General features: G+C 61.2%; 16 protein-coding genes and 1 pseudogene. 8 read left to right on the top strand and 9 right to left on the bottom strand.

Annotation, left to right across the window (positions count from 1 at the left end; translation table 11 throughout):
- Nucleotide 1: 1 nt before the first annotated feature.
- Complete coding sequence (locus AC1MEW_RS33840; protein WP_201200303.1) at nt 2–1,354, bottom strand: 3-oxoacyl-ACP reductase; 1,353 nt, start codon at nt 1,352–1,354, stop codon at nt 2–4.
- A gap of 297 nt (nt 1,355–1,651) precedes the next feature.
- Between AC1MEW_RS33840 and AC1MEW_RS33835 the strand changes: the two genes are divergently transcribed.
- Nucleotides 1,652–2,929, top strand: a complete 1,278-nt coding sequence (locus AC1MEW_RS33835; protein ID WP_201256328.1) for an acetyl-CoA C-acetyltransferase — start codon at nt 1,652–1,654, stop codon at nt 2,927–2,929.
- A 184-nt stretch (nt 2,930–3,113) separates the two neighbouring features.
- On the top strand, nt 3,114–3,905 hold the full coding sequence (locus AC1MEW_RS33830; protein WP_201256329.1) for an AraC family transcriptional regulator: 792 nt from the start codon (nt 3,114–3,116) through the stop codon (nt 3,903–3,905).
- Between the two features lie 127 nt (nt 3,906–4,032).
- Here the strand turns inward: AC1MEW_RS33830 and AC1MEW_RS33825 are convergent, their stop codons facing one another.
- Together AC1MEW_RS33825 and AC1MEW_RS33820 are read right to left on the bottom strand one after the other, a co-directional pair.
- On the bottom strand, nt 4,033–4,737 hold the full coding sequence (locus tag AC1MEW_RS33825) for a methyl-accepting chemotaxis protein (protein WP_480427388.1): 705 nt from the start codon (nt 4,735–4,737) through the stop codon (nt 4,033–4,035).
- 201 nt (nt 4,738–4,938) lie between these two features.
- Nucleotides 4,939–5,823: pseudogene (locus AC1MEW_RS33820) on the bottom strand (cache domain-containing protein); the annotation flags it as partial.
- 603 nt (nt 5,824–6,426) lie between these two features.
- Here AC1MEW_RS33820 and AC1MEW_RS33815 point away from each other — a divergent pair.
- Nucleotides 6,427–7,320: a PA4780 family RIO1-like protein kinase gene (locus tag AC1MEW_RS33815; protein WP_201189303.1), complete on the top strand. Its 894-nt coding sequence runs from the start codon at nt 6,427–6,429 to the stop codon at nt 7,318–7,320.
- Between the two features lie 346 nt (nt 7,321–7,666).
- Nucleotides 7,667–8,881, top strand: coding sequence for an MFS transporter (locus AC1MEW_RS33810; protein ID WP_201256334.1), 1,215 nt, complete (start codon nt 7,667–7,669; stop codon nt 8,879–8,881).
- Here AC1MEW_RS33810 and cueR read toward each other — a convergent pair.
- From cueR to AC1MEW_RS33795, 3 genes are all read right to left on the bottom strand, one after another.
- Nucleotides 8,835–9,248: a Cu(I)-responsive transcriptional regulator gene (gene cueR / locus AC1MEW_RS33805; protein WP_123598926.1), complete on the bottom strand. Its 414-nt coding sequence runs from the start codon at nt 9,246–9,248 to the stop codon at nt 8,835–8,837. The two genes, AC1MEW_RS33810 and cueR, sit on opposite strands and share 47 nt — an antisense overlap.
- Nucleotides 9,245–11,635 (bottom strand): heavy metal translocating P-type ATPase, encoded by a 2,391-nt coding sequence (locus AC1MEW_RS33800; RefSeq protein WP_480425041.1) that lies wholly within the window; start codon nt 11,633–11,635, stop codon nt 9,245–9,247. Before AC1MEW_RS33800 ends, cueR begins: the two co-directional genes overlap by 4 nt.
- Before the next feature lie 177 nt (nt 11,636–11,812).
- Complete coding sequence (locus AC1MEW_RS33795; RefSeq protein WP_201200309.1) at nt 11,813–12,196, bottom strand: hypothetical protein; 384 nt, start codon at nt 12,194–12,196, stop codon at nt 11,813–11,815.
- A gap of 159 nt (nt 12,197–12,355) precedes the next feature.
- On the opposite strand from AC1MEW_RS33795, the gene AC1MEW_RS33790 reads away from it, so the two are divergent.
- Nucleotides 12,356–12,553, top strand: coding sequence for a heavy-metal-associated domain-containing protein (locus AC1MEW_RS33790; RefSeq protein ID WP_201200311.1), 198 nt, complete (start codon nt 12,356–12,358; stop codon nt 12,551–12,553).
- 216 nt (nt 12,554–12,769) lie between these two features.
- On the top strand, nt 12,770–13,966 hold the full coding sequence (locus AC1MEW_RS33785) for a multidrug effflux MFS transporter (protein WP_201200313.1): 1,197 nt from the start codon (nt 12,770–12,772) through the stop codon (nt 13,964–13,966).
- A 7-nt stretch (nt 13,967–13,973) separates the two neighbouring features.
- Here AC1MEW_RS33785 and AC1MEW_RS33780 read toward each other — a convergent pair whose 3' ends face one another.
- From AC1MEW_RS33780 to AC1MEW_RS33770, 3 genes are all read right to left on the bottom strand, one after another.
- Nucleotides 13,974–14,144: a hypothetical protein gene (locus AC1MEW_RS33780; RefSeq protein WP_201200314.1), complete on the bottom strand. Its 171-nt coding sequence runs from the start codon at nt 14,142–14,144 to the stop codon at nt 13,974–13,976.
- Between the two features lie 200 nt (nt 14,145–14,344).
- The gene (locus AC1MEW_RS33775) at nt 14,345–15,358 is read right to left on the bottom strand and encodes a zinc-binding alcohol dehydrogenase family protein (protein ID WP_480425039.1); all 1,014 of its coding nucleotides are present in this window, start codon (nt 15,356–15,358) and stop codon (nt 14,345–14,347) included.
- A gap of 32 nt (nt 15,359–15,390) precedes the next feature.
- Nucleotides 15,391–15,684, bottom strand: coding sequence for a putative quinol monooxygenase (locus AC1MEW_RS33770; protein ID WP_201256331.1), 294 nt, complete (start codon nt 15,682–15,684; stop codon nt 15,391–15,393).
- A 118-nt stretch (nt 15,685–15,802) separates the two neighbouring features.
- Between AC1MEW_RS33770 and AC1MEW_RS33765 the strand changes: the two genes are divergently transcribed.
- Together AC1MEW_RS33765 and AC1MEW_RS33760 are read left to right on the top strand one after the other, a co-directional pair.
- Nucleotides 15,803–16,732: a LysR family transcriptional regulator gene (locus tag AC1MEW_RS33765; protein WP_201200318.1), complete on the top strand. Its 930-nt coding sequence runs from the start codon at nt 15,803–15,805 to the stop codon at nt 16,730–16,732.
- A gap of 305 nt (nt 16,733–17,037) precedes the next feature.
- Complete coding sequence (locus AC1MEW_RS33760; protein ID WP_480425037.1) at nt 17,038–17,772, top strand: ArsR/SmtB family transcription factor; 735 nt, start codon at nt 17,038–17,040, stop codon at nt 17,770–17,772.
- Nucleotides 17,773–17,785 lie beyond the last annotated feature (13 nt).

Below are 17,785 nucleotides of genomic sequence, written 5' to 3'. Positions count from 1 at the left end.
GCTACGCCCCCAGGACACTTTGTCCGCAGACCCGCAACGCTTGCCCGGTGAACGCACCGGTGCCTGGTTGCGCGAGCCAGGCCACCGCTTCGGCGACGTCCTGCGGCAAGCCGCCCTGGCCCAGTGAACTCATGCGGCGCCCGGCCTCACGCAGGGCAAACGGAATGTGCGCGGTCATCTGGGTTTCGATAAACCCCGGCGCCACCGCGTTGATGCTGATGCCGCGCTCATGCAGCAGCGGCGCCCAGGCTTGGGCGAGGCCGATCAGCCCGGCCTTGCTCGCGGCGTAGTTGGTTTGCCCGCGATTACCGGCGATGCCGCTGATCGAGGCCAGCAAAATCACCCGGCCGTTGTCGCGCAGGGTGCCGGCGTCGAGCAGCGCTTTGGTCAGCACTTGCGGCGCATTGAGGTTGACCGCCAGCACCGCGTCCCAGAATTCCGGGGTCATGTTGGCCAGGGTTTTGTCGCGGGTGATGCCGGCGTTGTGGACCACGATGTCGATGCCGTCGGGCAAGTGTTCGATCAACTGCGCCGCGGCATCCTCGGCGCAAATATCCAGGGTGATGGCGCGCCCGCCGAGGCGTGCGGCGAGGGCTTCAAGATCGGTCTTGGCCGGTGGCACGTCGAGCAGAATCACATCTGCGCCATCACGGGCCAAGGTTTCGGCGATGGAGGCCCCGATCCCGCGAGCGGCGCCCGTCACCAGCGCTTTGCGGCCCGACAGTGGGCGAGTCCAGTCCTGCACCGGCGTGTCGCAAGCGGTCAGGCGAATCGCTTGCCCGGACACGAAAGCACTTTTGGGTGAGAGGAAAAACCGCAGCGGACCTTCCAGTTGATCCTCGGCCCCATCGCCGACGTAGATCAGTTGCAGGGTGCCGCCACTGCGCAGCTCTTTGGCGAGCGAACGGCTGAAACCTTCCAGGGCTCGCTGGGCGCTGGCGGCGAATGGGTCGGTCAAGGTTTCCGGCGCACGGCCCAAGATCACCAGGTGCGCGCTGTTATCGAGGTTTTTCATCAGCGGTTGAAAAAACTCGCGCAGCTGTTTGAGCTGATCGGTTTGCACCAGGTGACTGGCGTCGAACACCACGGCTTTGAGTTTCGGGCCATGGCCGGGAATCCATGCGGTAGCCAGGGACGGCTCGGTGCCGTAGCTGTAAATCGCGTCGGTCAGGCGGTTGGCGAAAACGCTGACATTTTCTGCCAGCGGGCCGCCGCCGATCAGCAGCGCCCCTTCGACAGGTCGCAGGCGTCCGGCCTGCCAGCGTTCCAGGCGAACCGGCGACGGCAGACCCAAAGCCCCGACCAGGCGGTGGCCGATGGACGAATTGGCGAAGTCGATATAACGGTCTGACATGGAACGCTCTCCGGCAGCTGGGGTTCAAAGTGTGGACCACGAATGGCGATCAGTCGTTCGATCCACGAGATAAGGCCTACGCTTGAACACAGAACATTGGTCTTAACTTGGGTTTAGCAGAGGTTTTAGCTTGGGCTCAGCAGAACTGGCAGGGGAATGCTGAACCTGTGGGAGCGGGCTTGCTCGCGAAAGCGGTGGGTCAGTCAACAAAGATGTTGAATGTGCCGGCCTCTTCGCGAGCAAGCCCGCTCCCACAGTGGACCGCGTTCACATTTTAATTTTTAGAAGGAGCTTTTCATGACTCAGCTGCGCCGCGTCGCGATTATCGGCGGTAACCGTATCCCCTTCGCCCGCTCCAACGGGCCGTACGCCACCGCCAGTAACCAGGCGATGCTCACCGCAGCGCTCGAAGGCCTGATCGAACGCTTCAACCTGCACGGTTTGCGCATGGGCGAAGTGGCGGCCGGCGCGGTGCTCAAGCTCTCGCGGGATTTCAACCTGACCCGCGAATGCGTGCTCGGCTCGCGGCTGTCGCCGACCACCCCGGCCTACGACATCCAACAAGCCTGCGGCACCGGTCTGGAAGCAGCGATATTGGTGGCCAACAAAATCGCCCTCGGCCAGATCGAGTGCGGCATTGCCGGTGGCGTCGATACCACCTCCGATGCGCCGATTGGCGTCAGCGAAGGTCTGCGCAAAATCCTTCTGGAAGCCAACCGCGCCAAAACCACAGGCGACAAACTGAAAACGTTCCTGCAACTGCGTCCGCACCACCTGATCCCGGAATTTCCGCGCAACGGTGAGCCGCGCACCGGCCTGTCCATGGGCCAGCACTGCGAGTTGATGGCCCAGACCTGGAACATCCCCCGTGCTGAGCAGGATCAACTGGCCCTCGAAAGCCATCAGAAACTGGCCGCGTCCTACGCCGAAGGTTGGCACAACGATCTGATGACGCCGTTCCTCGGCCTGACCCGGGACAACAATCTGCGCCCGGACCTGACCCTGGAAAAACTCGCCTCGCTCAAACCGGCCTTCGAGAAAAGCGCCAAGGGCACCATGACGGCGGGCAACTCCACGCCACTGACCGATGGCGCGTCGCTGGTGCTGTTGGGCAGTGAAGAATGGGCGAAAGAGCGCGGCTTGCCGATCCTCGCGTACTTGCGCGACGGCGAAGCGGCGGCGGTGGATTTCGTCAACGGCGCCGAAGGGCTGCTGATGGCGCCGGTGTACGCCGTACCGCGTTTGCTGGCGCGCAATGGCCTGACCTTGCAGGATTTCGACTATTACGAAATCCACGAAGCCTTCGCCGCGCAGGTGCTCTGCACGTTGAAGGCCTGGGAAGATCCCGAATACTGCAAAACCCGCCTCGGCCTCGACGCGCCGCTGGGCTCCATCGACCGCAACCGGCTCAACGTCAAGGGCAGTTCACTGGCGGCGGGGCATCCGTTTGCGGCTACGGGTGGGCGCATCGTCGCCAACCTGGCGAAGTTGCTGGACGCGGCGGGCAAGGGCCGCGGGTTGATCTCGATCTGTGCCGCCGGTGGCCAAGGCGTAACAGCCATCATCGAACGCTGAAATTGACCACAACCTGATGTGGGAGCGGGCTTGCTCGCGAATGCGGTGTGTCATTCAACATTGATGTCGGCTGATCCACCGCATTCGCGAGCAAGCCCGCTCCCACATGGGGAATGTGTTTGTCAGGAAGGGAGAGTTGGCCTAACGTCGCGTTATCTGCCGTCCTGCGACATAAGGCCCATCAATGACGTCCAACGGACAAATCTCCCTCGAACGGTCTATTCCCGCAATTACGGCATTACCGCGCCCGTTGTTCGCCCGCGCCGAAAGCCTCAACGCCGGGTCATGGACACCGCCCCATCGCCACGACTGGGTGCAGTTTTCCTACGCCATCAGCGGCGTTCTCGGTGTGCATACCGCCGAAGGCAGTTTCTTCGCACCGCCGCAGTGGGGCATCTGGATTCCGGCGGATCTTGAGCATCAAGTGGTGACCTCGATGCGTGCCGAAATGCGCAGCCTGTATGTGCGTCGCGAGGAGAGTGCCTGGGCGGACGGGCGTTGCCGGGTGCTGGAAGTCACGCCGCTGGCCCGGGAGCTGATCAAGAGTTTTTGCCTGCTGCCGGTGGAGTATCCACAGGGCGACAGCCAGGAGACGCGGCTGGTGAACGTGTTGCTGGATCAGTTGGCGAGTTTGCCGGAGGTGGAATTCTCTCTACCGTTGCCCCGTCATGAGCGGTTGCTCGGGTTGTGCAATGAACTGATCGAAAACCCGGAGCAGGTCGTGACCTTGCAACAATGGGCGCAGCGATTGGGCACTTCGGAAAAAACCCTGATGCGGCTGTTTCAACGCGAGACCGGGTTGAGCTTTCGCGGCTGGCGGCAGCGCATGCGGCTGCTGTCGTCATTAAGTTTGCTGGAGGAGGGCGACAGCGTGACCAATGCCGCGCTGGCGTGCGGGTATGACTCGACGTCGGCGTTTATTGCGGCGTTCAAGGGGTTGTTCGGGTTTACCCCGGGTGAATTGTTCCGGCAGTAACACACCGAACCAATGTGGGAGCGGGCTTGCTCGCGAAGGGGCCATTACATTCAACATCTCTGTTGGCTGTTACACCGCTTTCGCGAGCAAGCCCGCTCCCACACTGGATTTGTGGTATTGCCGGGGATCAGGTCCTGAACCGTCGAACCAACCCATCCAGCTCATTCGACAAGCCGGCCAGGCTCTGGGAATCCAGCCGCGCCGAGTTCGCCAGTTCCGCCACCAGTTGCGCATCGCCATGAATCTGGCTGATGTGCCGATTGATGTCCTCAGCCACCTGATGCTGTTCTTCCGCCGCCGTCGCAATCTGCGTGTTCATATCGCGAATCACGTCCACCGACTCACGAATCTGCCCGAAGCTGCTGCGCGCTTCACCAATGCGGGTGACCGACTGCTGCGACACTTCCAGGCTCGCATGCATCTGCTGTGTCACCTGGCTGGTGCGCTTGGCGAGGTTGCCGAGCAACCCGTCAATTTCCGCTGTCGAGTCGGCCGTGCGTTTAGCCAGGGCGCGAACTTCATCCGCCACCACCGCAAACCCACGACCCTGCTCACCGGCCCGTGCCGCTTCAATCGCAGCGTTCAGCGCCAGCAGGTTGGTCTGTTCGGCAATCGAACGGATGGTCCCGAGAATCGACTGAATGTCGTTGCTGTCGCGTTCCAGCTGCTGCATCGACTGGGCTGACTGTTCGATTTCCTGGCTCAAGCGATCAACGCTGGTCACTGCGGCATCGATCTGCTGCTGACCTTCCCGGGCCTGACGCTGGCCACTGTCGGCCGACTCGGCGGCCTGGCTGCACGAACGGGCGACTTCGTTGGCGGTAGCGACCATTTCGTGGAACGCCGTGGACACCATGTCCACCGCTTCACGCTGGCGCCCGGCGGCTTCGGCCATGTCGCTGGACACTCGGGTCGAGCTCTGGGACGTGGCGAGGATTTTGTTCGCCGCACCGCCGATGTTTTGGATCAGGTTGCGGATCGCCGCCAGGAACTGGTTGAACCAGTTGGCCAGTTGCGCGGTTTCGTCGTTGCCACGGATTTCGAGGTTCTTGGTCAGGTCGCCTTCACCTTGGGCGATGCCTTCCAGACCGCTGGCCACACTGCGGATCGGCCGCACGATGACACTGGCAAAACTGGCGCCGACGATGGCAAAGAACACCGCCAGCACTGCGGCGATGATGGCGATCAACCAGGTCAACTGGGTGGCCGAGCTCATCACGTCGGTTTGCTTGATCAGGCCGATAAAGGTCCAGCCCAGTTGCTCCGATGGCCAGACGTTGGCCATGTAGCGCTCGCCGTTCAGTTCGACTTCCACTAGGCCTTTGCCGGCCTTGGCCAGTTGCGCGTAGCCGTCGCCGAGGCTGCTCAGGGATTTGAAGTTGTGCTCAGGCTGCTTCGGATCGACCAGCACGGTGCCGCTGTTTTCCAGCAGCATCAGGTAGCCGGTTTCGCCGAGTTTGATCTGTTTGACGATTTCGGTGAGCTGCTTGAGCGTCACGTCAATGCTGACCACGCCGCCGTTGCTGCCCAACTTGTTGTCGATGGTGCGCACGGTGCTGACGTAGGACGCGTCGTCCTGAGCCCAGTAATAAGCCTCGGTGCGGAACGGCTTGCCCGGTTTGGCCTGTGCAGCCTTGTACCAGGGACGCTGGCGCGGGTCGTAGTTGTTCAGCTTCGCGTCGTCCGGCCAGGACACGTAGCCGCCGGCGGCGGTGCCGACGATCGCGTAGGCGTAGGACGGATGGCTGTTGCCCAGGTCCTGAAGGAGCGCGAAGACTTTTTTGTCCATCTCGCCCTGAGGAATGCTCTCGGCGTTGGCGGCCATGTAGGTCTTGAGGCTGTCGTCGGTGTTCTTGATCAGCGGCTGGGACGCCAGATAATCAACGTTTTGGCTGATACCGTCGAAAAACAGTTGCATGGCATTGCTGACCTGGCGGATCTCGCGGCCACTGCTGTCGACGAAACCTTCTTTGGCATCACTGCGCAGGTTCAGCACGACCAGCGTGGCGACCAGTACCACAGGCAAGCAGGCGATGATTGCAAACGCCCAGGTCAACTTCTGTTTGATGTTCATCCGCGCTCCAGATTTTTTTTGTAGGCCCACGCAGTGCAGATGACTCGCGGATTATTGGCAGCCGAAAACGGTGTTGATTGACTCGGTTCCTTGAGGGCGGCATCGTCTTTTTTGTCGAGACGATTGTCGGACAAATCCTTTTCTCTCTGATGACTTCGGCTGAAAAAATGGGAAATTGAGGCCTTCTAAGAAAAAACCTACAAATAGGGGGAATCCGGATGTCAGCTTCTGTCGCAAATGCCCTCGCATCCCTTCGCCAACAAGCGTTGGCGTCTCGGCTATGATCTCCGTGAGTCATTGATTGGTGCGGGATTTAACGGATAAATTCGGCACATTGTGTGCATCTGCAATGTTCATAGGTCGGCAACCCCTCCCCGACGCGCAAGGATTGCCGTATAACGAATGACTTTCGCGTGTTTGGTAATAAAGGACCCACAATAAAAGCTGATGAAGACTCCAAAACGCATTGAACCCCTGATCGAGGACGGTCTGGTCGACGAGGTGCTGCGCCCACTCATGAGTGGTAAAGAAGCAGCTGTTTATGTGGTGCGCTGCGGTAATGAGCTACGTTGCGCGAAGGTCTACAAGGAGGCGAATAAACGCAGTTTCCGTCAGGCGGCCGAGTACCAGGAAGGCCGCAAGGTGCGCAACAGCCGACAGGCTCGGGCGATGGCCAAGGGCTCCAAGTTCGGCAAGAAAGAAACCGAGGACGCTTGGCAGAACGCCGAAGTCGCGGCCCTGTTTCGTCTGGCCGGCGCCGGTGTGCGGGTGCCCAAGCCGTATGACTTCCTCGAAGGCGTACTGCTCATGGAGCTGGTGGCCGATGAATACGGCGATGCCGCGCCACGTCTGAACGACGTGGTGCTGGAACCGGATCAGGCCCGTGAATATCACGCGTTCCTGATTTCCCAAATCGTGCTGATGTTGTGTACCGGTCTGGTGCACGGTGACCTTTCGGAGTTCAACGTACTGTTGACCCCGACCGGCCCGGTCATCATTGACTTGCCGCAAGCTGTGGATGCGGCGGGCAACAACCACGCGTTCAACATGCTGGAGCGGGACGTGGGCAACATGGCGTCCTACTTCGGGCGTTTTGCGCCGGAGTTGAAAAAGACCAAGTACGCCAAGGAAATGTGGGCGCTCTACGAAGCCGGCACCTTGCACCCGGCCAGCGTGTTGACCGGCGAGTTCGACGAGCCGGAAGAGCTGGCGGACGTTGGCGGCGTCATACGCGAAATCGAGGCGGCACGCCTGGATGAAGAGCGTAAACAAGCGGTGCGCGCGGCTGATGATGCGCCACCGGGCAAAACCGAAGAACCGCCTCCACCTTGGATGCAGTGATCGGTTAACGAAAAACCCGGCGCAGGCCGGGTTTTTTGTGTCTGCCCGGCACCGCCCCAACATCCACTGACGACCCAACGTGGGAGCGGGCTTGCTCGCGAAAACGATGTAACAGCAAAAATGCTGTCGACTGACACGACGCCTTCGCGAGCAAGCCCGCTCCCACAGGGGATGTGTGGTGCTCATACTCATTTGTGCCCACCGCCAATCAATGTGGGAGCGAGCCTGCTCGCGATGGTGCGGCAGATTCAACATGGAAGTCGACGGACACACCGCTTTCGTGCGCAAGCCAGCTCCCACATACTGCGGCACTCGAAACACCCACACTCAAGGATTGATTGTGAACATCCCTTCCACGCGCAATGCCCAGCTCATCATCACCGCTCGTCTGATCTCCGACTTCGGTGCATTCCTCAACATGGTCGCCCTGGCCACTTACGTCTACGTGCTCAGCAACAGCGCCATGAGCGTCGCGATCTTCCTCGCCAGCCGCGTAGCCGGAGGGATTTTTGCCAGTCTGATCGGCACCACGTTCTATCGGCGCTGGTCTGGCCGTGTGCCGCTGATTGCCTTCGACCTGTTGCGTGCAGGGGTTCTAGGTTTGTTATTGATTCTGCCGGTGACCCAGCAAGCATTGCTGCTGCCGGTAATTGCGTTTGGTCTGGGGTTTGGCAATTCGATGTTCGCCATCGGCCTCAACAGCCAATTGCCGAACCTGATCGACCGCGAACACTTGCTCAAGACCAACGCCTGGATCACTTCGGCAGCGTCCATTGCGATGGTCGGTGGCAGTCTGGTGGCGGGGTTGGTGGTCGCGGCGTTTGGCTTTGAAGCGGTGTTCGCACTGAATGTGGTCACCTATCTGCTGGCGGCGTTGTTGATTGTGCCGTTGCGATTTCGCGCAATCGTTCCTGCTGCAGAATCGAATTCCGAACGCGGGGAATGGTCGGCGCTGCTTCAGGGGTTACGGTCCGCTCCGGTGCTGGCGGCGATGCTTGCAGTCGCCATGGCCGACACCCTCGGCAGCGCGGCGCACAACGTCGGGTTCCCGATCATCTCCCGACTGTTGACGCCGGAATCGGCCAGTACCACGTTGGGTCTGATGCTGGCGGTCTGGGCCAGCGGCAAACTCATCGGCGCGCGGATTGCCAGCCGTCTCAAAGGCTCGGACAACATCAATTTGGAGCGGCGGTTTTTCTTCGGCGTGCTGCTGATGTCCTGCGGCTTCATCCTGATGTTCCAGCAACAGACCCTTTACGGTTTGCTGCTGTTCTCGTTGCCGGCCGGGCTGGGCGACGGTTTTTCCGAAGTCGGTCTGATGTCGCGCCTGCAACGTGAGCCGGACCACCTGCGTCTGCCGATCTTCAGCTTCCTTACGCTGTTGCAAATGACCGGCTTCGGTATCGGCATGCTGATCGCCGCGCCGTTCTATGCCTGGTGGACGCCCGGCGCGGTGGTGATGTTGTTCCACGGTATTCCCCTCACCACGTTGCTGGTGGTGAAGGGCTTGTCGCTCAGGCGCGAGCAGGCTCGGCGCAGCAACCCGACGCCAGCTCCTTGAGGATCGGGCAGTCGGGGCGGTGGTCGCCCTGACAGTGCTCGACCAAATCCTGCAAGGTGTCGCGCAGTTGGCCGAGTTCGCGGATCTTCTGGTTCAGCTCGTCGATGTGTTGACGGGCCAGTGCCTTCACATCAGCGCTGGCCCGCTGGCGGTCCTGCCAAAGGGTCAGCAGTTTACCGACCTCTTCCAGTGAGAATCCCAAGTCCCGGGAACGCTTGATGAAGGCCAGTGTGTGCAGGTCATCATCGCCATAGACCCGGTAGCCGCTGTCGGTGCGATGGGCAGCCTTGAGCAAGCCTGTGGATTCGTAATAACGGATCATCTTCGCGCTCAGGCCACTGTGGCGGGCCGCTTGGCCGATGTTCATCGGTTGTCCTCCAGATCCTTGGGTTTCCAGGTTTTCAACAGTAACGCATTGCTCACCACGCTGACGCTCGACAGCGCCATGGCCGCGCCGGCCAGTACCGGGTTGAGGAAGCCGAACGCCGCCAGCGGAATGCCGATCAGGTTATAGACGAAGGCCCAGAACAGATTTTGCCGGATCTTCGCGTAGGTCTTGCGGCTGATCTCCAGCGCCGCCGGCACCAGCCGTGGATCACCGCGCATCAGGGTGATCCCGGCGGCGTGCATCGCCACGTCAGTGCCGCCACCCATGGCGATGCCGATATCCGCGGCGGCCAGCGCAGGGGCGTCGTTGATGCCGTCGCCGACCATCGCCACCACGCCGGTTTTCTTCAATTCGGCGACGGTGGCGGCTTTGTCCGCCGGGAGGACTTCAGCGTGAACATCTTTAATCCCCAAAGCGTCGGCCACTACTTTGGCGCTGCCACGGTTGTCGCCGGTCAGCAGGTGGCTGCTGATATTGCGTGCGTTGAGTTGCTGCACCGCTTGCAAGGCACCGGGCTTGAGGGTGTCGCCAAAGGCAAACAGGCCGAGCACGCGCGGTTCGGGGCTTTGCTCGATCAGCCAGGACAGAGTCCGGCCTTCGGTTTCCCAGGCTTTTGCGGAATCAGCCAAGGAGCCCGCGCTCAAAGCGCTTTCCTCCAGCAGACGACGATTGCCCAGCGCCAACCGACGCCCGTCGAGGGTGCCGGCAATCCCGCGTCCGGTCAGCGACTGGCTGTCGCTGACATCGGCCACGATCAACCCACGCTCGGCGCAAGCATCCAGAACAGCTTTGGCCAGCGGGTGTTCGCTGCCCCGTTGCAGCGCGCCGGCCATTTGCAGCAGCGGCGCTTCATTACCGTCAACCGCGCTCAAATGAGCGATGCGCGGGGTACCGGAGGTCAGGGTGCCGGTCTTGTCGAAGACCACCGCGCTGACTTCATGGGCACGCTCCAGCGCTTCGCCGTCCTTGATCAAAATCCCGTAGCGCGCCGCCACGCCAGTGCCGGCCATGATCGCGGTCGGCGTGGCCAGGCCCAAGGCGCAAGGGCAGGCGATCACCAGCACCGCGACGGCGTTGATCAATGCCGTTTCGATCGGTGCGCCGTATAGCCACCAACCGATCAACGTCGCCAGGGCCAGGACCAATACCGTCGGCACGAACACCTGGCTGACTTTATCCACCAGTTTCTGGATCGGCGCTTTCGCGGCTTGAGCATCCTCGACCAGACGAATGATCCGCGCCAATACGGTTTCGGCGCCGAGCGCCAAGGTGCGAACCAGCAACCGACCTTCGCCGTTGATCGCACCACCGGTGACTTTATCGCCGGGTTGTTTTGGCACTGGCAGGCTTTCGCCGCTGATCAACGCTTCGTCGGCGTGGCTCTGGCCTTCCACCACTTCGCCGTCCACGGGGAAGCGTTCGCCGGGTTTGACCATGACCAGATAATTCAGGCGCAAGGCGCTGATGGCGACATCTTGTTCACGGCCGTCGATGACTTGAATCGCCCGCTCCGGACGCAAGGCTTCCAGTGCGCGAATGGCGCTGGCGGTCTGGCGTTTAGCGCGACTTTCCAGGTATTTGCCCAGCAGCACCAGGGCGATTACCACCGCTGACGCTTCGAAATACAGATGCGGCATACGCCCGGCGGCGGTGGCCCATTCGTAGAGGCTCAAGCCATAACCGGCGCTGGTGCCCAGGGCGACGAGCAGGTCCATATTGCCGGCCCCGGCGCGCACGGCTTTCCAGGCAGCGACGTAAAACCTTGCGCCGAAGATGAATTGCACCGGCGTGGCCAAGGCGAATTGTGCCCAGGCCGGGAGCATCCAGTGCACGCCTAAGGGCTGCAGCAGCATCGGCAGCACCAGTGGCAGGGCGAGGGCGATGGCCGCGAGCAAGATCCAGCGCTCACGATGAAGGCGGGCCTGTTGATTGTCGGTGGGGTGTTCGACTTCCCAGACGCTGGCGTTGTAGCCCGCCTTGGTGACAGCGGCGATCAGGATTTGCGGATCGATGTGGCCGAGCAGTTCGAGGTGCGCACGTTCGTTGGCCAGGTTGACGCTGACGCTTTTCACCCCTGGCACCTTGGTCAGCGCCCGTTCGACCCGGCCGACGCAGGACGCGCAGGTCATGCCGTCGATGCTCAACTCCAGACTTTGCTGCGGCACGCTGTAGCCGGCCTGCTGCACCGCGTCCATCAATGCAGGCAAGCTGTCGCTGGGCGCTTGGATACGCGCCTGCTCGGTGGCCAGGTTGACACTGACGGCTGTGGCGCCGATGACTTTGCTCAAGGCGCGCTCGACACGCCCGGCGCAACTGGCGCAGGTCATGCCGACAATCGGCAGGTCGAAAGTGGTGGATTCGGACATCGGTCACGCTCCCTGTAGAAAGTGTCTACAGGATCAACCTTGCCATGCTGGCAAGGTCAAGCGCCATGTTCCAGATCAATAGATCAAAAGATCGCAGCCTTCGGCAGCTCCTACATTGATGGTGTGGTAACCCAATCCCGTAGGAGCTGCCGAAGGCTGCGATCTTTTACAGGCGACTCAATACTCGAGAGCGGCCGGCCGCAGGTACATCCCTCTCGCCGTCGTCGCAATCCGGTACTTCACGACATCGCCGGCCTTGAGCGTGATTTCCTGCGCGGGCGGTGCCAGCATGCCAGGGCTGCAGCCCGGGACTTGACCGGGTTCCAGCTTCAGACGTACGGAAATCGTGCCGTGAGGCAGGTTGAACGAGATGGTCTGCTCCTGCAGCAATCGCCCCACAGGCTGGTCCTGTATGTACACGCCAATCTCGCAGGAGGTCGCCACTTCCAGGCGCTCACGCGAGATGATCAGAACCGCGTAATCCTCGCCGGCGGCGTTGGCCGAAGGCAGGGCGGCGAAAAGGCTGAGGAAGCCAAACAGGCTGAGAGTTGACCAGCGCATGGCTGAATCTCCAGAGGTCGAGTCATTGATGGACGCAGCTTGGCCGAGCGCGCGGCCGATTGCCAGCCCGGCAGTCTATTTCAGAACTTGACCTTGCCATGGTGGCAAGCTCGAGACTGCCGGCAGATCATCCAAAAGCCTCATTACAGGAGTCATCCCATGCAAGTGTTCAACGTTCAAGGCATGTCCTGCGGTCACTGCGTCAAGGCCATCACCCAAGCCCTGCAAGCCAGGGACCCGGCCGCCAGCGTGCGCGTGGATCTGGGGGCGAAGGAAGTCGGCGTCGAAAGCGCACTGACCACCGAGCAGGTGATCGCCGCGATCACTGAAGAAGGCTACGAAGCCAAAGTCGCCTGAAACATTTGCTTTTGTAGGAGCAAAGCTTGCTCGCGAAGAGGCCGGCACATTCAACATCGATGTCGACTGACACTCCGCGATCGCGAGCAAGCCCGCTCCCACATTGATTTGAGTTCATCCAGCAGTTTTTAATAGTTAGCGACCTATCGGAATGTTCAAGGCGTCCCCGCGCGGCTAGACTGTCGAGCTGTCGAACCACGCCCAACTGGATGCCCGATGAACTTGCGTACCATTTTGATTCTTGGCGCCCTGACCGCTTTCGGTCCGCTGGCGATCGATTTCTATCTGCCGGCGTTCCCGGCCATCGCGCAAGCGTTCGGCACCGACGAAAAACACGTTCAAATGACGCTCGCCGCGTATTTTCTTGGCTTGTCCATTGGTCAGTTGCTCTACGGCCCGGTGGCGGATCGTTTCGGGCGGCGTATTCCGTTGCTGACTGGCGTTGGCTTGTTCACCGCTGCTTCCCTGGCCTGCGCATTTGCGCCGAATCTGGAATGGCTGATGGGTGCGCGATTCATCCAGGCGCTGGGCGGTTGCGCGGGAATGGTGATCTCCCGGGCGGTGGTCAGTGATAAATGTGATGCGGTGGGCTCGGCGAAGGTCTTTTCCCAACTGATGCTGGTGATGGGCCTGGCGCCGATTCTTGCACCGATGCTCGGCGGATTGTTGGTCAACACCACGGGCTGGCAGTCGATCTTCCTGGTGTTGACCTGCTTCAGCGCCTTGGCCGCCCTGGCCGTGGCCCTCGGGTTGCCGGAAAGCCTGCCGGACTATGTGCCGCGCCAACCGTTGAAAGGGGCATTGCGGCAGTACGGTCGCTTATTAGCCGACCCGGTTTACCTCGGCCACGCCCTGACCGGCGGTCTCGCCGTCGCCGGGATGTTTGCCTACATCTCTGGTTCGCCGTTTGTCTTCATCAAGCTTTATGGCGTGCCGGCCGAGCATTTCGGCTGGCTGTTCGGCACCAACGCGGCGGGCTTCATTCTGGTGGCGCAGGTCAACGCGCGACTGTTGGCCAAGCGTGGCCCGGCGTTCCTGCTGGCGCGCACAGTCTGGATTTATCTGGGCGCGGGCCTGACATTGCTCGCTGTCAGCTCACTGCACACCGAACAGCTTTGGCCGCTGCTGATTCCATTGTTTGTCTGCATCGCCAGCCTCGGTTGCATCCTCCCCAACGCTTCAGCCTGCGCCATGAACGGGCAGGGCGCCCGCGCCGGCAGTGCATCGGCGCTGCTCGGCTGCCTGCAATTCAGCATCGCCGCCGGGGCGTCGGCACTGGTGGGCGTTTTACACGATGGCAGCGCCATGCCGATGGCTACGGTCATCAGCCTGTGCGGGATTCTGGTGGTGAGCGTCGCGATGCTCACCCGGCGTTTGCAAAATGCCCGGGCGCTGGCCCAAGCAGAGGCGTGATGAGGACTCAGCCAGCGGCACGCTGCTGGCGGTCTGGGATTTTATGAGGGGCGAGAAGCCGCGCTTCAAGGGTGCGGGTGAAAGCGAGCGCTTCAGCTTCGCTGCGGAACGTGACGGCGTGTTGGTCCAGGCGGACCTGCCATTGGGATGTTGCCACTTCTTTTATCAGGATCTTCATTGCTGACCTCCTTCAGTAAAAGACGGTGTCGCAGAGGTTTCGATTGTAGACCTGAATACGATCGCAATTGTGACAAGGGTCAACCTTCGGACTGACGGTTTGCAAGATCAAAAGATCGCAGCCTTTTGTCGAGCCGGGCTTACCCGCGATGGCGATCTCAAGGACGCTTTCGCGGGCAAGCCTCGCTCCTGCGGGAGCGGTTAGAACCCTTCCAGCACAATCTTGCCCTTGGACTTGCCGCTTTCCAGCAGTTCATGGGCGCGGCGCAGGTTGGTTGCGTTGATGGTGCCGAAGTGTTCGCCCACTGTGGTTTTCAGCGTGCCGGCATCGATCAGCCCGGCCACGCGGTTGAGCAGGTTGTGCTGCTCGATCATGTCGGCCGTTTCAAACAGCGAACGGGTGTACATAAATTCCCAGTGCAGCGAAATGCTCTTGCGCTTGAGCTTGGTCACGTCCAGCGCCTTTGGATCATCGATCAGCGCCAGTTTGCCCTGAGGCGCCAAGGCTTCGATCAGTTGATCCAGGTGTTCATCGGTTTGGGTCAGGCTGGCGACGTGGGTCACCTGCCCAACGCCGGCACGCTTGAGTTCTTCGCTCAACGGCTGGCTGTGATCGATCACCAGATCGGCGCCCAGCTCACGCACCCAACTCTGGGTTTGTGGGCGAGATGCGGTGCCGATGACCTTCAGCCCGGTGAGTTGCCTGGCGAGTTGGGTCAGGATCGAGCCGACACCGCCGGCAGCCCCGACGATCAGCAGACTCTGGCCTTCATCGGTTTTGCCTTCGCGCACTTGCAGGCGCTCGAACAACAATTCCCACGCGGTGATCGCGGTTAACGGCAGGGCGGCGGCTTCAGCGAAACCGAGGGTTTTCGGCATATGGCCGACAATCCGCTGGTCCACCACATGCAGTTCGCTATTGCCGCCAGCCCGGGCGATGGAGCCGGCGTAAAACACTTTGTCGCCGGTCTTGAACAGCGTCACTTCACTGCCTACAGCTTTGACCACGCCCGCCACGTCCCAACCCAGCACTTTTGCCGCGCCGCCTTCAGGCTGGACGTTCTGCCGAACCTTGGCGTCCACCGGGTTGACCGAGATGGCTTTGACTTCCACCAGCAGGTCGCGGGGACCGGGGACCGGTTCTGGCAGTTCGATGTCTTGCAGGGATTTTGCGTCGCTGATCGGCAGGGCGGCGTAATAGGCAATGGCTTTCATGGAGGGCTCCGGAACAGTAATAGAGGAAGGGATCAGGCCAGGGTGCGCAGGCGCTTGAGGTCGAAGTGTTCGAGAAAGTCACCGGCCTTGGCGCGGAAGTTCTGGATGTGGGCGCTGGCGTCATGGGCTTGCAGGGCTTGGTCGCTGCTCCATTGTTCGATCATGTAGAACGCCAGTGGGTTGGCCAGATCCTGATGCAAGTCGTATTGACCGCAACCGGCCTCGGCGCGGGTCGGTTCCAGTAGCGCTCGCAAGTGCTGTTCGAGGGCGTCCTGCTGGCCAGCTTTGGCGATGAGGGTGGCGATGGCGGTAAAAGGCTGGGACATGTTCGACTCCTGACGCTGAGTGATTTCGATGGGACAGATGATTGGCTATTTCTCTGCAAGATAAAACCCGCTAAAAGAGCACTCTCTTTCAATATTTTTTTGATAATCGAGGCTGAAGATGCTGCGTTTCGATGACTTGCAGTTGTTTGTCCGGGCGGCGGACCTGGGCAGCCTGTCGGCGGCGGCGCGGGTGATGGACATGTCGGCGGCAGTGGCCAGCGCGGCGCTGAAGCGCATCGAACAGCAACTCGGCGCGCGGTTGCTAGCCCGTTCCACCCGCAGTCTGCGCCTGACGGCCGAAGGTGAAGGCTTTCTGGAATATGCCCGGGCGGCCCTGAGCAATCTGGATGAGGGCCGCCGTCTGCTGGCCAGCGGACAGGATCAGGTCAGCGGTGTGCTGCAACTGTCGGCGCCGTCGGATTTCGGACGCAACCTGTTGCTGCCATGGCTGGATGAATTTCAGCGTGAACATCCGAAACTCACTGTGCGTTTACTGTTGGGGGATCGCATCGCCGACCTGTTCCGCCAACCGGTGGACATTGCCCTGCGTTACGGCGAGCCGGAAGATTCGAGCCTGGTGGCGCTGCCCATCGCCCCGCAAAACCGCCGGGTCCTCTGCGCCTCGCCCGGTTATCTGGCCCGGCACGGCGAGCCGCGCCAACTGGAGCAACTGGCGCAACACAATTGCCTGTTGTTCATGCTCGGCAGCCGGGTTCACGATCACTGGAGTTTCCACGATGGCAAGCGCGAAGTCGGGTTGACGGTCAGTGGTGACCGTTTCAGCGATGACGCTGACGTGGTGCGCCTGTGGGCCGTTGCGGGGGCGGGGATTGCCTATAAGTCCTGGCTCGATGTGGCTGCCGATGTGTTGGCCGGTCGCTTGAAAGTGCTGATGCCGGAGTTGCTCTGTGAGCGCGCACCACTGAATTTACTGTGTGCTCATCGCGCGCAATTGAGTAAGCCGGTGAACCTTTTGCGGGAAATGCTTGCCAGCCGATGTGCGCATTTGGGGCGTCAATTTCCAGCCCTACCGGGTGTAGATCAATAGTCGCAGGCAAATAGCGAAATTTCTGTCAGGAACTATCAGCACCGGAAGCGTCCCAAGGGCAGGAACCAGCGGTTAACCCGCTTATACTAGCGCCCGCTTCATGCCTGCACGGTCGAACCGGCCCTGACGCGTTCACAATCCTGTCGTCCTTGCCCGGGAGTCGGCCCGGGTTGTTCGACAGAACACATTGCGAGGGTGGTTTGCCTGACCCGGTTCATGGCGGTTTACGCGTCTTGGCCGACGACATATTACTGGTCAAGATGTCTGTGAGCAGTAGACGAAATGATTCAACAGGGAGTGAATACATGGAACATGCACCTTGCATTAGCCAGATCGCCACGTTGCTGGCTGACCCCAAGCGCAGCGCAATGATGTGGGCCTTGATGGATGGCTCGGCGCGGCATACCGAAGAGCTGGCCTTGCTAGCCGGGCTGTCGCCGTCTTCGGCCAGTGCACACCTGGGGCGTTTGTCCGCCGGAGGTCTGTTGAAAGTCGAAGAGCGCGGGCGAAAAAGGTTCTTCCGCCTGGCGGCCCCCGAAGTCGGCGCGGCGGTCGAAGCGCTGGCCAGCGCTTCCCTGGCCAGCATGCCTCGGGATATTGCGCAGACGATCAAACGTGGCAGCCTCATGGCCAAGCGCCAGGCGGCGCCGTCGTCGCTGTTGCAGGCCCGGCTCTGCGATGACCATTTGGGTGGCACGCTGGCGGCCGATCTATTCCAGCGTCTGCTGGATGCTGGCTGGATCGAGCAGTTCGATCAGCGGGTCGTTGTCACCCACAAGGGCGCCACGCAACTGGCCAGCCGGGGGGTGTTCATCCAGGCCCTGGCCCACCGCAACGCGCAAATCGCCTGCGCCTGCCCTGACTGGAGTGAACGCCGCCCGCACCTGGGAGGCTCGCTGGGCGCGGCGTTGTTGCAGTTGTTCATGCAGTCTGGCTGGTTGAGCCTGCCCAATGACTCACGAGCCTTGCAGATCACTGTTGTCGGGCAGCGTGAAGTTCATCGCTTTGCCAAGGAGGCCGAGCTGGAAATGGCGTTTTAGACACGTCGAGACC

This window comes from Pseudomonas sp. ASL4, assembly GCF_056680395.1.
The sequence above is the reverse complement of the archived record's forward strand: the minus strand, read 5'-3'. Positions and strand labels throughout refer to the sequence as shown.

What these genes read in the sequence shown, in the direction of transcription:
- AC1MEW_RS33760 (WP_480425037.1), top strand. Translation starts at nt 17,038, where the DNA reads ATGGAACATGCACCTTGCATTAGCCAGATCGCCACGTTGCTGGCTGAC.
- AC1MEW_RS33795 (WP_201200309.1), bottom strand. Translation starts at nt 12,196, where the DNA reads ATGCGCTGGTCAACTCTCAGCCTGTTTGGCTTCCTCAGCCTTTTCGCC.
- AC1MEW_RS33830 (WP_201256329.1), top strand. Translation starts at nt 3,114, where the DNA reads ATGACGTCCAACGGACAAATCTCCCTCGAACGGTCTATTCCCGCAATT.
- AC1MEW_RS33835 (WP_201256328.1), top strand. Translation starts at nt 1,652, where the DNA reads ATGACTCAGCTGCGCCGCGTCGCGATTATCGGCGGTAACCGTATCCCC.
- AC1MEW_RS33825 (WP_480427388.1), bottom strand. Translation starts at nt 4,737, where the DNA reads ATGGTCGCTACCGCCAACGAAGTCGCCCGTTCGTGCAGCCAGGCCGCC.
- AC1MEW_RS33765 (WP_201200318.1), top strand. Translation starts at nt 15,803, where the DNA reads ATGCTGCGTTTCGATGACTTGCAGTTGTTTGTCCGGGCGGCGGACCTG.
- AC1MEW_RS33815 (WP_201189303.1), top strand. Translation starts at nt 6,427, where the DNA reads ATGAAGACTCCAAAACGCATTGAACCCCTGATCGAGGACGGTCTGGTC.
- cueR (WP_123598926.1), bottom strand. Translation starts at nt 9,248, where the DNA reads ATGAACATCGGCCAAGCGGCCCGCCACAGTGGCCTGAGCGCGAAGATG.
- AC1MEW_RS33780 (WP_201200314.1), bottom strand. Translation starts at nt 14,144, where the DNA reads ATGAAGATCCTGATAAAAGAAGTGGCAACATCCCAATGGCAGGTCCGC.
- AC1MEW_RS33800 (WP_480425041.1), bottom strand. Translation starts at nt 11,635, where the DNA reads ATGTCCGAATCCACCACTTTCGACCTGCCGATTGTCGGCATGACCTGC.
- AC1MEW_RS33840 (WP_201200303.1), bottom strand. Translation starts at nt 1,354, where the DNA reads ATGTCAGACCGTTATATCGACTTCGCCAATTCGTCCATCGGCCACCGC.
- AC1MEW_RS33790 (WP_201200311.1), top strand. Translation starts at nt 12,356, where the DNA reads ATGCAAGTGTTCAACGTTCAAGGCATGTCCTGCGGTCACTGCGTCAAG.
- AC1MEW_RS33770 (WP_201256331.1), bottom strand. Translation starts at nt 15,684, where the DNA reads ATGTCCCAGCCTTTTACCGCCATCGCCACCCTCATCGCCAAAGCTGGC.
- AC1MEW_RS33785 (WP_201200313.1), top strand. Translation starts at nt 12,770, where the DNA reads ATGAACTTGCGTACCATTTTGATTCTTGGCGCCCTGACCGCTTTCGGT.
- AC1MEW_RS33775 (WP_480425039.1), bottom strand. Translation starts at nt 15,358, where the DNA reads ATGAAAGCCATTGCCTATTACGCCGCCCTGCCGATCAGCGACGCAAAA.